Raw genomic sequence first — 13,436 nt, 5'->3', positions numbered from 1 at the left:
CACGAGCCGGGGTAAACCAGAGCGAATGGCGGCGCGAAAACTCAGTGAGGAGCAGAGCTTGCGAGCTTGAAGCCTCTAGCCGTGCTGCGCACGGCAGGGCGGCCCGAAGGTCGGGAAGCCAAACAGCAAGTTGCGAGGATCGCGAGGGCGAGGGATGCGGGGCGGTCGATGACGACTCCCGATCCGGGGGAGTCTGTCAGTCGGCCAGCTTCGCAGCCATTGCGGCGTGCGATAAATCACTGGTTGAACTGGCACTGTCCACGTGGGGACTCCTGAAATTGCGATCTGTCGATTATCGGTCGAGACCGGGTTCAGGGTCAACCCTAGGTGGTTTTCAGTTGCAATTGCGCCGGGGCCTGGTGGGTTGCAGGCTCGGCCCATGGGCGCACACAGCCCCAGACGATCAGGGCCTGTGCGGCGTAATAGCTGCCGAGCACGCTCACTGCGGACCAGGGCAGCGGCTGCACAAAACGGTTGATGGCCAGGATGGAGTCGCTGAGCATGAAAAAGCTGGCGCCCAGGGCGGTCAGCAGTGCGGCGCGGCTGCGCAGTTGACGATAGCGTCCCCAGGCCTGGGCCGCCATCAGGGCGATGACGCCGACATAGGCGGCCACGGGCAGACGCAGGGCGGCGGGCAGGCCATGGGTCCAGAGAAAGACATACATGGCGGCGCCGATCGCAGCCACCAGCATCAGTGCGCTGCGATCGGCAAACCAGGCAACATCAAGCTTGAATAGCGCAACGTAGCAGACATGGGCCAGCAAAAAGCTGACCAGGCCGGGAATGAACAGACTGGTGGGCAGCTGTCCGTCCAGCATCAGGAATACATCGCCAGCCATGGAAAAAACAATAGCTGCCAGCAGCAGATGAACATGCTTTTGAGGCAGGTTTTGTATAGTTTTTGAGTTCTGCTTTGCGCAAGAAGCTACGCATATAAGAGCAAAAACCATGGTGGCAGGCTTGAACAGCCAATGCCATGGCTGCAGACCGAGTGCTGCCGTGGCCGTGGCCAGTGCGCCGCTTTGCAGCATCAGCGCCAGCCACAGACTGATGCGTCCCTGCATGGCAGCGCCCAGAGCCCATTGCCCGGTGAGCAGCACGCCGAACCAGATCAGATTGGTGGCCAGCGGCGACTGGTCGGCATGCCAGAGAAAGACCGAAGTGCCCGCAACCAGCGCCGCAAACTGCAGGCCGGCAAACCAGCGCAGCGCAGTGCCCATGGGCGGGGCATAGATGATGCGGTGCTCGTCCATGTCGAAGGCGGGCTTGGGAAAGCGCTGCGCCACATCGGCTGGCCGCCAGCCCGGCGGCTTGAACCAGACGCGAAGCTTGTCCAGCCAGCTGCGTGCATGCCAGCTGTCATGCGCCAGCTGGCGGTAGACGCTGAAGTTGGCCCAGAGCGGGTCCCAGCTCTTGAGCAGGCCGCGCGTGCCGTAGACGCAGGGCTCCTCGTCGTCCTCGGTCTTGTAAGTGCCGAAGAGCCGGTCCCAGACGATGAGAATGCCGCCGTAGTTGCGGTCCAGATAGCGCTCGTTGACGGCATGGTGCACGCGGTGATTGCTGGGCGCGCAGAACCAGCGGTCGAACCAGCCCAGCTTCTTGACCTGCTCGGTATGCACCCAGAACTGGTAGAGCAGGTCGATCAGCCCGACCACGGCAAACACCAGCGGCGGCACGCCGGCCAGGGCCATGGGTAGATAGAAGATCCAGCCCAGCAGCGCGCCGGAGCTAGTCTGGCGCAGCGCGGTGGAGAGGTTGTAGGCCTGACTTTGGTGGTGCACGGCATGGGCGGCCCAGAGCACGCCCACTTCATGGCCCATGCGGTGCAGCCAGTAGTAGCAGAGGTCGTAGAACAGCAGGGCCAGCAGCCAGCCCGGCAGGCTGAGCCAGAAGGCATCGGCCTCGATCAGAGCCACATGGCTGGCCACGACGGTGTAGATGCCCAGCGTCAGCAGCTTGGTGAAGACGGCGCTGGTCTGGCTCAGTACGCCCAGGTTCAGCGAGCTGATGGCATCGGCCAGCGCATAGGCATTGCGCCCGCGTTTTAGGCTGATGGCCCATTCCACGGCAATCAGTGCGAAAAAGACCGGCGTGGCAAGAACGATGACTTGGCTGGGGGAGAGCATGGGCTCCGATTCTGGAGCGGCTCGTTGTCCGGCGGCTTGGCATGAACCCTAGCGCTCGGCGCTGCAGGCTTCACGAAGTTTCAAGGGTGAATCAGGATTGCTAAGTATTTCCTGTTATGGCAGTCAGCAAGGTGCTCTGGGATAATTGCGGGCTTGCCCGTCCGCCGGAGGGCACACTCAAATTTACCGGCCAGTACAGCGACGCGGCGACCCCGGGATGGGCCTGGAGCCGTCAGCCTGTCCGCATTCTTGCTGCATGCCCATGTCCACATCCCGCCGCTCCTTTGTTGCCGCCGCTGCCTTGCTGGCCTCAGGCTTTACCGCCCCTGCCGTTCTTGCCGCCGCCGATGCCTGGCCCGCCGCCAAGCCCATCACGCTGATCGTGCCGTTCAGTGCCGGTGGCAATGTGGACACCACGGCGCGCCTGATCGGCCAGAAGCTGGGCGAGCGCCTGCACCAGTCCATCGTGGTGGACAACGTGCCCGGCGCCGGCGGCGTGCTCGGGGTGAGCAAGGCCGTCAAGGCACCGGCCGACGGCTACACCTTGCTCATGGGCTTTGACGGCCCCATCAGCATTGCCCAGCTGGTGAATTCCGCCGTCAAGTACGACGCCGAAAAGGATCTGACCCCTGTGGGGCTGACCACCATCGCCCCCGTGGTCGCCGTGGCCCGTCCCGGCCTGCCGGCGCACAATCTGAACGAGCTGATTGCCCTGGCGCGTTCCAAGCCCGGCTCGCTGACCTATGCCACTTCGGGCGTGGGCACCATGCTGCATCTGGCCATGGAAATGCTGCAGGAGCGCGCCAAGATCAAGCTGGTGCATGTGCCCTATCGCGGCGGTGCCCAGATCACCAGCGACGTGATGGGCGGTCAGGTCGATGTGGGCATGCTCACCACCGTGAGCGCCGTGCCCATGATCCAGCAGAAAAAGCTCGAAGGTCTGGGCGTGACATCGGCAAAGCGCATCGATGCCATCCACGCCGTGCCCACCTTTGGCGAGACGGCCGAACTCAAGGGCTTTGACCTCAACACCTGGACGGGGCTGTTCGTGCCCGCCAAGACGCCTCAGGCCGTGGTCACGCGTCTGGCTACCGAGCTCGATGCCGTGCTCAAGATGCCCGATGTGCGCAAGCGCCTGGAAGATGGCGGCGCCACGCCCGGCTCTGGCACCCAGGCGAGCTTTGTCCAGTTCCTGAAGAAGGAAAAAGCCGGCTATGCCCAGATCGTGAAGTCGGCCAACATCCAGGCGGAATAAGCCATGGCCGCGCCTCTGAACCCGGTGCATGCCGAGATCCATCCGCCCGTGCTGCCCGAAGTGGCTGCCGTCGCGGACGAGATGCTGGCCCTGCGCCATGATCTGCATGCCCATCCCGAGCTGGCCTACGAAGAGCATCGCACCGGCGATATCGTGGCCGCCAGGCTGGCCGAATGGGGCTACGAGGTCCATCGCGGTCTGGGCGACACCGGCGTGGTGGGGACGCTGCGCTGCGGCGACCATGCCAATGGCAAGCACATCGGCAAACGTCTTGGCCTGCGCGCCGACATGGATGCGCTGCCGATCCGTGAAACCACGGGCCTGTCCTATGCCAGTCGTCACGACGGCAAGATGCATGCCTGCGGCCACGACGGGCACACGGCCACGCTGCTGGCCGCAGCAAGGGTGCTGGCCGGGCGCAAGAACCAGCTCCAGGGCACGCTCAATCTGATCTTCCAGCCAGCCGAGGAAGGCCATGGCGGTGCGCAGAAGATGGTGGAGCAGGGCCTGTTCGAGCTGTTTCCCTGCGATGCGCTCTACGCCTTTCACAACGAGCCCGGCTATCCGGCGGGGCAGTTCGGCTTTCGCCCGGGCGTGATGTATTCCAGCTCGGACACGGCCATCATCACCATCCGCGGCAAGGGCGGCCATGGAGCCATGCCCCATGTGGCCGTGGACCCCATCGTCGTGGCCTCGCATCTGGTGCTGGCGCTGCAGACCATTCGCTCGCGCGAGATCGACCCCAACGACATGGCCGTCGTCACCATCGGTGCCATCCATGCCGGCGATGCACCCAATGTGATTCCGGAAACCTGCGAGCTGCGCGTGACCATCCGCGCGCGATGCCCCGAGGTGCGCCAGCAGCTGCGCGAGCGCATCACGGCCATGGCCCATGCCCAGGCTGCCGTGCACCGCGCCACGGCCGAGGTGGACTACAAATGGCGTTATCCGCCCGTCATGAACGACAAGGCCGCGACGGAGTTTGCCGTCGAGGTGGCGCGGCAATTCCTGGGCGAGGAATGGCTGATTCCCGATCTGCAGCCGCTGCAGGCCAGCGACGACTTCGCCATCATGCTCAACCAGGTCCCCGGCAACTATTTCATCGTCGGCAACGGCATGGGCGAAGGTGGCTGCATGGTGCACAACGCGGCCTATGACTTCAACGACAACCTGCTGCCCGTGACTGCCTCGTATTGGGTGAAGCTGGCCGAGAGCTATCTGCGCCGCGACTGAGTTTTGTATGAGTGAAATTGCATCCGTGGCCGATCTTTGCGGCCAGAACCTGCCCGGCTTCGACGCCACGACCGACTACTGGCAAGCCATCGTCACCGAGGCCGAGCTGAGCCAGTCGCCGCTGCCGCCCTATGCGAAGAGCTACCCGGCCAGACTGCCCGACGGCCGTTATCTGCTGCTTCCGCTGCGCGGCATGCCGACAGCCGATGGCTCGGCGCCGGACCGCTGCGTGGCGTCGCTGATTGCCAACCAGGCTTCCATTGAAGTGGTCGAGCAACTGGCGTTGCACATGGCGCAAGGCGCCGGGGCGCATGACTTCGATGTGGTTGTCGGTCTGCCCACGCTGGGCCTGGCTTTTGCGCCACTGGTGGCGCGCCACCTGGGTCGCAGCCGCTATGTGCCGCTTGGTTACTCGCGCAAATACTGGTATCGCGACGAGCTCTCCGAGCCCGTCAGCTCCATCACCACGCCGGGCAAGGGCAAGCTGCTCTATATCGACCCGAATCAGCTGGGCCTGATTGCCGGCAAGCGCGTGCTGGTGGTGGACGATGCCGTGAGTTCGGGCACGACCATGGTGTCCGGCCTCAAGCTGCTGGAGCGTTGCGGCGCCGAAGTGGCCGCCATTGCCGTGGCCATGCGCCAGGGCACGCAGTGGCAGCCAAAGCTGGTGCGTGCAGATGGCAGCGCCATCCCCGTGGTCGCGGCCTACGACTGCCCGCGCATGGAGCGCCGGGCCGACGGCTGGTGGCCTGAAGGCTCATAAAAAGAGAGCTACTGGCGTCTTTCATGCATGAAGTTCAGGCTGTTTATGCCTTGAAATCATTGTATGAAATGCGTTGTAAGCTATTGTTTGTATAGCATTCAAGGCCCGGAGCAAGAGCGCATCAGGTCAGCGCACCGCGCCCGTCGACCGTGAAGATGCGCTCGACCACGCCCTTGAGCCGGCCGCCGCGCACGCCGATCAGATGGTCGTGCAGATTGACCGTGGGGTCGCAGTGGCCGGGAATCAGCCACAGGCTCTCGCCCAGCGCGGGCAGCCAGCCGCTGTGGTTGCCCGCGTCGGCATCGGGGTGCAGCACGCCATGCTCGTCGCCGCCATTGGCAAAGCGCAGCGCATTTTCGGGCGCCAGCGCATGCAGCTTCGGCAGGCCGGAGTCTATGGCATGGGCCTTGTGGCCGGCGTCGCAGACGGCATGGTCGCCGCTGAGCGACATGACCTGGGTCTTGACGTAGAGCGCATGCTCGAACAGGGGCTGGGCCGGGTCGCGCTGGTTGGCCGCGTAGTCGGCGTCCATGAAGAGGAAGGAGCCGGGCTGGATTTCGCCATAGATGCCGCTGGCGGCCTCGTTGACCATGGTGCCCGTGCCGGCACCCGTGATCAGCGGAATGGCCAGGCCGGCGCGGTCGAACTCATGGCGCGTGCGGTTGACGAGCTTGAGCACCTGCTCGATGGCGGTCTTGCGCTCCTCGGCGCTGCGCAGATGCTGGGCGCCGCCGTGATAAGCCTGCAGACCCGCAAAGCGCAGCACGGGCTGCGCTGCAATCGCCTGTGCCAGGCCCAGGGCGGCTTCGCCGGGCTCTGCGCCGCAGCGGTTCTGGCCGACATTGATTTCCACCAGCACATCCATGGCTGCATCGCCGGCCTGTGCATCCTGCAGGGCCCGCGCCAGCCGGGTGATGCCTTCCTCGCAATCCACGGCCAGGGCCAGCCGGCCGCCCTGGGCATTCAGTGCCCTGGCCAGAGCCGCCACGCGCGCCAGCTTGGTCTGGGAGATGACTTCGTTGCTGATGAAGATATTGGTGATGCCGCCCTGGGCCAGTGCCTCGGCCTCGCTGACCTTCTGCACGCAGTGGCCGCAGGCGCCGGCATGTTCGAGCAGATGGGCGATATGCGCGCTCTTGTGCAGCTTGGCATGCGGACGCCAGAGCACGCCATGCTGCTGGGCAAAGCGGGCCATGCGCTCGATATTGCGGTCCATGGCGTCCAGGTCGATGACCAGGGCGGGCGTGTCTATGCGTTTGACGGCCTGGCCGACCAGGGTCTGCAAATGCTCAGGAATGTGCTTCATCTCGGCTGCCTTGCTGAAGGTGTGCGGTATCTGCCCAGCCTACCAAAGACAGGCCGTCAGGCGTCCAGAGCAGGCGATTGATGGCGCAGTTGCTCAGTTCCCAGGTGCGTGGCGTCTGGAAATCCTGGCGCGTGGCCAGGCGGTAGAGCACATCCATCACGCCGCCATGGGCGACCAGCACGATCTGCTCGCCCTCATGCTTGCGTGCAATCCGGTCCACGGTGGCAAAGATGCGTTCGCGCAAGGCCTGCAGCGAGTCGCCACCTCCGGGCGGGGCATAGGCCGGGTTGCGCGTGCGCCAGAGCTGGGCGTCCTCGGGCTGGGTGGCTTCCACATCCTTGAAGGTGCGGCCCTGGAAATCGCCGAAGCAGCGCTCGCGCAGGCCGGCGGTGGTGTGCAGAGGTGCACCGGATCTCTGGGCAATCGCCTGCGCAGTGACATGGGCACGCTGCAGGTCGCTGCTGTAGATGGCGGCAATGCTCTCGTCGGCCAGTGCCTGGGCCGCCTGCTCGGCCTGCCACAGGCCGGTGTCGTTCAAGGGGATATCCAGATGCCCCTGGATACGTCCATCGACATTCCAGGTTGTCTCTCCGTGCCGGATGGCAATGATGCGCGTGGCGTGCATGTCTTGGCTCGTTCAGCGTAGGTTGTTTTATTGAACAGTCATTGTCTTGCAAACAAAGTGTGCCTGTACCCCGGTCTGTTGTTACGGACTTTTCGACGCTCGGCCTGCATCGTGGCGCAGCCGGCAAGAAAAAAGGCCTGCAACCACGGTTGCAGGCCTTTCGGGCATTGCAGCACTTGCCAGCACTTGCCAGCACTTGCCAGCACTTGCCAGCACTTGCGTTTCAAGCGCCGGCTGCCATGTTTTTCGGTGTCAGATCAGCGATTTGGCATTGTCCAGCACAAAGTCGCAGGCCTTTTCCTTGAGGTTGCTCTTGACCTTGTCCAGGCTGAAGCTCTTGCCGTCGGCGCCCGTGACCATGCCCATCAGCCCGTTCTGGTAGCCCTGATCCTTGGGTTCTTCCTTCTGGCCCAGGCCCAGCTTGCCCAGCAGCTGATTCTTGACCTGGGCGGCCTTGTCGGCGTTGAGGTAGTTGTTCTTCATGCAGTAGGTGAGGACGCCTGCGGCATTGCTGGCCGTGCCGGAGCTCAGGTTGTCCAGGCCCAGGGCCGACAGTGCCGAAGAGCCTCCGGAGCCGCCGAGCATGCCGCCCAGGCCGGAGGCGCTGGAACTGCTCTCGGCCGCGCCGCCGCCCAGCTGACCGCGCAAGGCGTCGCCGAGGCCGCTGGCATGGGCGCTGAAGGCGCCCGCAGCCACTGTGGCGCAAAGCAGGCTGGAGAGAGCAAATTTCTTCATGACTTCATCCTTTTCATGGCGAGGGCCCAGGCAGGAGGCCCTGGTTCAAAGCGAGCTGCACGTTAGCACGCGGCAGGCCCGGCAACTGTTGAAGATTGCAAATCAACGTGCCGGAGCCACGGTGGCCGGTGCCACGTTGGCCGGGGCGGCTGGCGTGACCGATGCGGCGGGCTGTGCGGGTGCTGCAGGCGCGCCGTTGGCAGGCTGCGCTGCCTGCGGCTGGATGACGGTGCGCACATTGCGCTGGCCCTGCGGCGGCTTGGGGAAGCCCGTCAGCGCAGCATCAAACAGAATGCCGAAGATGGCCGGGTCGTCGGTCCACACATCCTGGCGCTGGGCCGAGGTTTCGTAGACGATCTGCTGGGTCTTGATATCGCGCATGACGATGCTCACGGCGCGGTAGTACTCCAGCGGCGGCTCGTTGAACATCATGCCGCCGCCGAAGCCCCAGCCGAAACCGCGGCCGTAGCTCATGCCCCAGCCCCAGCGCGGGCCCCAGTAGGGGTCGTAATAGGGCCAACTGGCGTAGTCGCGCGCATAGCGTGCCATGGCGCTGATCTGCACCACCAGGCTGGCGTGCGAGTCATCGCGTGTCAGGCCGACGCGGGCCAGCGCATGCTGGGCCTGGGCTTCCACGGCCGCGAAGTTCACCTGGCCCTGCTGCGAGGGCAGGGTCTCCAGCCGGTAGGTGGCCGGCACGGGGATGGTGTTCAGTGCGGAAAAGCTCTGCACCGTGCTGTTGACCTCGCGCACCGTGCTGCAGCCGGCCAGCAGGGCCGTCGCAGTCAGGGCCGCAAGGCCGATCCAGCGTAAGGAGGTTTTGCGCAGGTTCATGATGATTTCTCTGAAAACGACAAAGGCCCATGGGATGGGCCTTTGATTGGACAGCAGGGTCCGGTTTTAGTTCAAAAGTCCGCTCAGGACAGTTGTACCACTTGTACCCCGCCGGGCAGGGCGGCCATGGTTGGCAGCTCTTCATGGTCAAAGGCCATGTCGCCGTTGGGATCGGCAATGCCCGTGGCCTTGGCGTTCCTGAAGTCGTGCAGCTGGGGGTCCATCATGTGCGTGGTGACAATGTTGCCCATGGCGCGGAACATGCTCTCGATGCGGCCGGGGAACTTCTTGTCCCACTCGCGCAGCATATTGCCCACGGCCACGCGCTGCAGGCCGTCCTGGCTGCCGCAGAGGTTGCAGGGAATGATGGGGAAGTTCTGGTACTGGGCCCAGCGCGTCGTGTCCTTCTCGGGCACATAGCACAGGGGGCGGATCACCACATGCTTGCCGTCGTCGCTGACCAGCTTGGGCGGCATGCCCTTCATGCGGCCGCCGTAGAACATGTTGAGCATCATGGTCTGCACGATGTCGTCGCGGTGATGGCCCAGGGCCACCTTGGTGCAGCCCAGCTGGTCGGCCACCTTGTACAGGATGGCGCGGCGCAGGCGCGAGCACAGGCCGCAGGTGGTCTTGCCTTCGGGCACGACTCGCTTGACGACGCTGTAGGTGTCCTGGTTCTCGATGTGGTAGTCCACACCGATGCTCTGGAAGTACTCGGGCAGCACATGCTCGGGGAAGCCGGGCTGCTTCTGGTCCAGGTTCACGGCCACGATGTCGAACTTCACGGGCGCGCGCTTTTGCAGCTTGCGCAGGATGTCGAGCAGGGTGTAGCTGTCCTTGCCGCCGGACATGCAGACCATGACCTTGTCGCCTTCCTCGATCATGTTGTAGTCGAGGATGGCCTTGCCCACTTCGCGGCACAGGCGCTTTTCGAGCTTGATCTGTTCGCGCTCGATCTTGATCTTGCCGGGCTTGGCGGCTTCTTCGCCGTTGGCGTGCTCTGCGGCCGCAGCATCGGCGGCTTCTGCCTCTTCGGCAATCCAGGGGTTGTCGTTTACTGCATTCATGGGGTTCACCATTGTCCGGTTTCGATGCGAATGGCTACTTCGCAGTCGTCAAAAATTTCCAGCTTCGCAATTTTCACACGCACGCCGCGCACGCCGGGCAGCTGCAGCAGGCGCTGGGCCAGCTTGCCGATCAGGCTCTCGAGCAGGTTCACATGCTCGGAGGTGCATTCGTCGATGATGATCTGGCGCACCTTGCGGTAGTCCAGCACATGGAGGATGTCGTCATCGCGCGGAGCCAGGGGCTGGGGGCCGAGATTGAGTTCGGCGTCGACCTGGATCGGCTGGGGCTCTTGTTTCTCATGCGCAAGAATCCCGAGGCTGGCATCAAAGCGCAGCCCGGTGAGCGTGAGAATCTGTTGTCCGGAAGTGGAAGTCATGGAAAAGGGTGCGGCCTCGGTGAGCTCACATCATCGAAAAATCGCGCTCGAAGCGCTGTAAATGTTGGCCGCCATCGACCAGCATGGTGGTGCCCGTCATGGATCGGTTTTCCAGTGCAAAGCACACGGCGGCGGCAATGTCCTCGGACGAGGAGGAGCGTCCCAGCGGGCTCATGGCGTGCAGGGCCTCGAACTTTTCCTGGCTCAGCATATGGCTGGTCAGCGTCAGGCCCGGCGCCACGCCCACCACGCGCACGCGTGGAGCCAGCGCCAGGGCCAGCATGGTGTTGGCGGCTTCCAGAGCCGCCTTGGAGAGGGTGTAGCTCAGGAAATCGGGGTTCTGGTTCCAGAGCTTCTGGTCCAGCACATTCACCACGGCGCCCTGGGCCGACTCTTCGCCCGCCGCCGCACGCTCCTGCACATGGGCGTGCAGAGCCTGGGACAGCAATATAGGCGCACCCGTGTTGCTGCGCATATGCGCTTCCAGCGCCACATAGCTGAAGCTCTGGGCATCGTCATGCTCGAACAGCGAGGCGTTATTGACCACGGCGTCGATGCGGCCAAAGCGCTCCACCACACGCGGCACCAGCGAGCGTACCGACTCCTCGTCAAAGAAGTCCGCGTCAAAAGCCGCGCTGTCGCCCGACAGCTGCGCGCAGGAAGCCACGGTCTGCATGGCTTGCTCGCGGGAGTCGCGATAGTGCACAGCCACTTGCCAGCCCGCGCGGGCCAGGGCCAGGGCCATGTCACGTCCAAGGCGACGGGCGGAACCGGTCACCAATACTGTGCGTGGTCGGGCGGGTGAGGACATTCGTGGAAAATGCGGGTTGTGACGACAGAACCCTCAAGTTTAACGAGCGCCTTGCAATCCCGCATTGCCAAGGAGATTGCCGCCGTGGGCGGCTGGCTGCCTTTCGACCGTTTCATGGAGCTGGCGCTCTATGCACCGGGCCTGGGCTATTACGCCAATGAGACGGCCAAGTTCGGAGCCATGCCGGAGTCGGGCAGCGACTTTGTGACGGCGCCGGAGATTTCGCCTATTTTTGGCCAGTTGGTGGCGTCCCAGTTACGGGAAGCGCTGCAAAAAACGAATACCCGCGAGATCTGGGAGTTCGGCGCGGGAACCGGCGCGCTGGCGCTGCAGATCCTCGACGAGCTGGCGGCTCAGGGTGCGTTGCCCGAGCGCTACACCATCGTCGATCTCTCGGGAACGCTGCGCGCGCGCCAGAAGCTGGCGCTGGCCAAGTACGAACATCTGGTGCGCTGGGTGGATGCGCTGCCGGACACCATGGAGGGCGTGATCGTCGGCAACGAGGTGCTGGATGCCATGCCGGTGCAGCTGCTGCAGCGCACCGCAGGCCAATGGCATGAGCGCGGCGTGGTGCTCGGCGCAGGCGGCGATGAGGCGGTTTTTGCCTGGGAAGACCGTCCCACCGAACTGCGCCCGCCTGTGGATATCGGTGGTCCGCATGATTTTCTGACCGAAATCCACCGCCAGGGCGAGGCATTTATCCACACCCTGGGCGAGCGTCTGGTTCGCGGTGCCGCCTTCTTTATCGATTACGGCTTTGGCGAGAGCGAGTACTACCACGAGCAGCGCCATATGGGGACCCTGGTCTGCCACTACCAGCATCAGGTGGACAACGACCCTCTGGTGCTGGTCGGCCTCAAGGACATCACCGCCCACGTCAATTTCACGGGCACCGCCGTGGCGGCCCAGGATGCGGGCTTCGACGTGCTGGGCTATACCAATCAGGCGCACTTTCTCATCAACTGTGGGCTTGCGCCCAAGCTCGATGCGGTCGGTATCAAGGCCCGCTCCATGGCCTCCAAGCTGGTCATGGAGCACGAGATGGGTGAGCTGTTCAAGGTTGTTGCCCTGTCCAAGGGCGTGGAACCCTGGACGCCGCTGGGCTTTGTGCAGGGTGACCGCACGCACCGGCTATAGCGTCTGCGTGCCCGCCGAGCTCACTGCTTTTCGAGTTTGGCGGCCTGGATGATGCTGCCCCAGTGCTTGTACTCGGTGCGCGTGAAGTCGCGGAACGCGCTTGAGCCGAGCAGACGAGGTTCGCCGCCCAGGGCCGCGACCCTGGCCTTGAACTCGGGGCTGCTGGCCACCTTGAGCGTGGCCGCTTCCAGGCGCTGGACCACGGCGCGTGGTGTCCCCTTGGGGGCCAGCACGCCGTTCCAGGTGGCGGTGACAAAGGACGGAAAGCCGCTTTCCTTCATGGTCGGGACCTGGGGCAGCTGCGGCAGACGCTCGGCCGAGGTCACGGCCAGCGCCTTGAGCTTGCCGCCCTGGATGAAGGGCAGTGCCGGCGTGATGTTCTCGAAGATGAAATCGATCTGGCCGCCGATCAGATCGGTCAGTGCCGGAGCGCTGCCCTTGTAAGGCGCGTGAACCAGGTCCAGTTTGGCGGCGCTCTTGAGCAGCTCACCCGACAGATGCACGGTGGAGCCCATGCCCGGCGAGCCATAGCTCATGCCGGTGCGGCGCTCGCGCGCGTAGCTCACCAGCTCGGCCACAGATTTGACCGGTGTTTTCGATTCGTTGACCACCAGCACGTTGGGAATCGAGGTCACCAGAGCTACGTACTCGAAGTCGTCCAGGCTTTTCTCGCTGAGATTGCGGTACAGGCCGGGATTGATGGCCTGCGTGCCCGCCGTGCCGAACAGCAAGGTGTAGCCGTCATTGGCGGCAGCCGCGACGCGGCTGGCTCCGATGGCTCCGTTGGCTCCGGGGACGTTCTCCACCACGACCGGCTGTCCCAGGGCCTCGGCCAGGCCCTGGCCGACCAGGCGCGCCACGACATCGGTATTGCCGCCGGGCGAGAAAGGCACGACCAGCTTGAGCGGGCGATTGGGGAAGCTGTCGGCAGCCGCCGGCAGGGCCAGGCTGGCGCCCAGCAGCGCTGCGGTCAGAAGAAACTGTTTGCGTGAAAAGGTCTGGGGCACGGTATGTCTCGTTGTTTGTTGTTGGCGGGCCGTGACGGCAGACGCATGGGCCCGGGCCCTGCATGGCGCTGGGCTTGGACATCATGGGCAGAGGGGGGAATTGAGGTCAATCAATCTTTGGGAAGCATGTCATGCATAAACGGAATGGCTGCCTGACAGC

General features: G+C 64.2%; 13 protein-coding genes. 4 read left to right on the top strand and 9 right to left on the bottom strand.

Annotation, left to right across the window (positions count from 1 at the left end):
- Positions 1–323 precede the first annotated feature (323 nt).
- Positions 324–2,126 (bottom strand): lysoplasmalogenase family protein, encoded by a 1,803-nt coding sequence (locus MPZ60_RS22390; RefSeq protein ID WP_034354702.1) that lies wholly within the window; start codon positions 2,124–2,126, stop codon positions 324–326.
- Positions 2,127–2,388: 262 nt separating this feature from the next.
- On the opposite strand from MPZ60_RS22390, the gene MPZ60_RS22385 reads away from it, so the two are divergent.
- From MPZ60_RS22385 to MPZ60_RS22375, 3 genes are read left to right on the top strand one after another with little or no spacing between them, the layout of a single operon-like run.
- Entirely contained in the window at positions 2,389–3,381 is a 993-nt protein-coding gene (locus MPZ60_RS22385; protein ID WP_187771830.1) for a tripartite tricarboxylate transporter substrate binding protein, read from the top strand.
- A gap of 3 nt (positions 3,382–3,384) precedes the next feature.
- Entirely contained in the window at positions 3,385–4,614 is a 1,230-nt protein-coding gene (locus tag MPZ60_RS22380; protein WP_034354696.1) for a M20 aminoacylase family protein, read from the top strand.
- A gap of 7 nt (positions 4,615–4,621) precedes the next feature.
- On the top strand, positions 4,622–5,377 hold the full coding sequence (locus tag MPZ60_RS22375; protein WP_034354693.1) for a phosphoribosyltransferase: 756 nt from the start codon (positions 4,622–4,624) through the stop codon (positions 5,375–5,377).
- Positions 5,378–5,498: 121 nt separating this feature from the next.
- Here the strand turns inward: MPZ60_RS22375 and MPZ60_RS22370 are convergent, their stop codons facing one another.
- From MPZ60_RS22370 to MPZ60_RS22340, 7 genes are all read right to left on the bottom strand, one after another.
- A complete protein-coding gene (locus tag MPZ60_RS22370) occupies positions 5,499–6,683 on the bottom strand; it encodes a DSD1 family PLP-dependent enzyme (protein WP_034354690.1) in 1,185 nt (394 codons plus the stop codon).
- Positions 6,667–7,308 carry a histidine phosphatase family protein gene (locus tag MPZ60_RS22365; protein WP_034354687.1) on the bottom strand — a complete coding sequence of 214 codons (642 nt, stop codon included), beginning with the start codon at positions 7,306–7,308 and terminating at the stop codon, positions 6,667–6,669. Before MPZ60_RS22365 ends, MPZ60_RS22370 begins: the two co-directional genes overlap by 17 nt.
- A gap of 252 nt (positions 7,309–7,560) precedes the next feature.
- Positions 7,561–8,043 (bottom strand): DUF2501 domain-containing protein, encoded by a 483-nt coding sequence (locus MPZ60_RS22360; RefSeq protein WP_034354684.1) that lies wholly within the window; start codon positions 8,041–8,043, stop codon positions 7,561–7,563.
- Positions 8,044–8,145: 102 nt separating this feature from the next.
- Positions 8,146–8,877 (bottom strand): DUF4136 domain-containing protein, encoded by a 732-nt coding sequence (locus MPZ60_RS22355; RefSeq protein WP_034354681.1) that lies wholly within the window; start codon positions 8,875–8,877, stop codon positions 8,146–8,148.
- Positions 8,878–8,960: 83 nt separating this feature from the next.
- A complete protein-coding gene (ttcA, locus tag MPZ60_RS22350; protein WP_034354676.1) occupies positions 8,961–9,956 on the bottom strand; it encodes a tRNA 2-thiocytidine(32) synthetase TtcA in 996 nt (331 codons plus the stop codon).
- Positions 9,950–10,321 carry a dihydroneopterin aldolase gene (locus MPZ60_RS22345; protein ID WP_003050921.1) on the bottom strand — a complete coding sequence of 124 codons (372 nt, stop codon included), beginning with the start codon at positions 10,319–10,321 and terminating at the stop codon, positions 9,950–9,952. Before MPZ60_RS22345 ends, ttcA begins: the two co-directional genes overlap by 7 nt.
- A 25-nt stretch (positions 10,322–10,346) precedes the next feature.
- Positions 10,347–11,132, bottom strand: coding sequence for an SDR family oxidoreductase (locus MPZ60_RS22340; protein WP_034354673.1), 786 nt, complete (start codon positions 11,130–11,132; stop codon positions 10,347–10,349).
- Positions 11,133–11,141: 9 nt separating this feature from the next.
- On the opposite strand from MPZ60_RS22340, the gene MPZ60_RS22335 reads away from it, so the two are divergent.
- Entirely contained in the window at positions 11,142–12,269 is a 1,128-nt protein-coding gene (locus tag MPZ60_RS22335) for a class I SAM-dependent methyltransferase (protein WP_242881960.1), read from the top strand.
- Between the two features lie 20 nt (positions 12,270–12,289).
- Here the strand turns inward: MPZ60_RS22335 and MPZ60_RS22330 are convergent, their stop codons facing one another.
- Entirely contained in the window at positions 12,290–13,276 is a 987-nt protein-coding gene (locus MPZ60_RS22330; protein ID WP_034354668.1) for a tripartite tricarboxylate transporter substrate binding protein, read from the bottom strand.
- Positions 13,277–13,436 lie beyond the last annotated feature (160 nt).

Source organism: Comamonas sp. 7D-2 (assembly GCF_022749555.1).
GTDB lineage: Bacteria > Pseudomonadota > Gammaproteobacteria > Burkholderiales > Burkholderiaceae_C > Comamonas > Comamonas thiooxydans.
The sequence above is the reverse complement of the archived record's forward strand: the minus strand, read 5'-3'. Positions and strand labels throughout refer to the sequence as shown.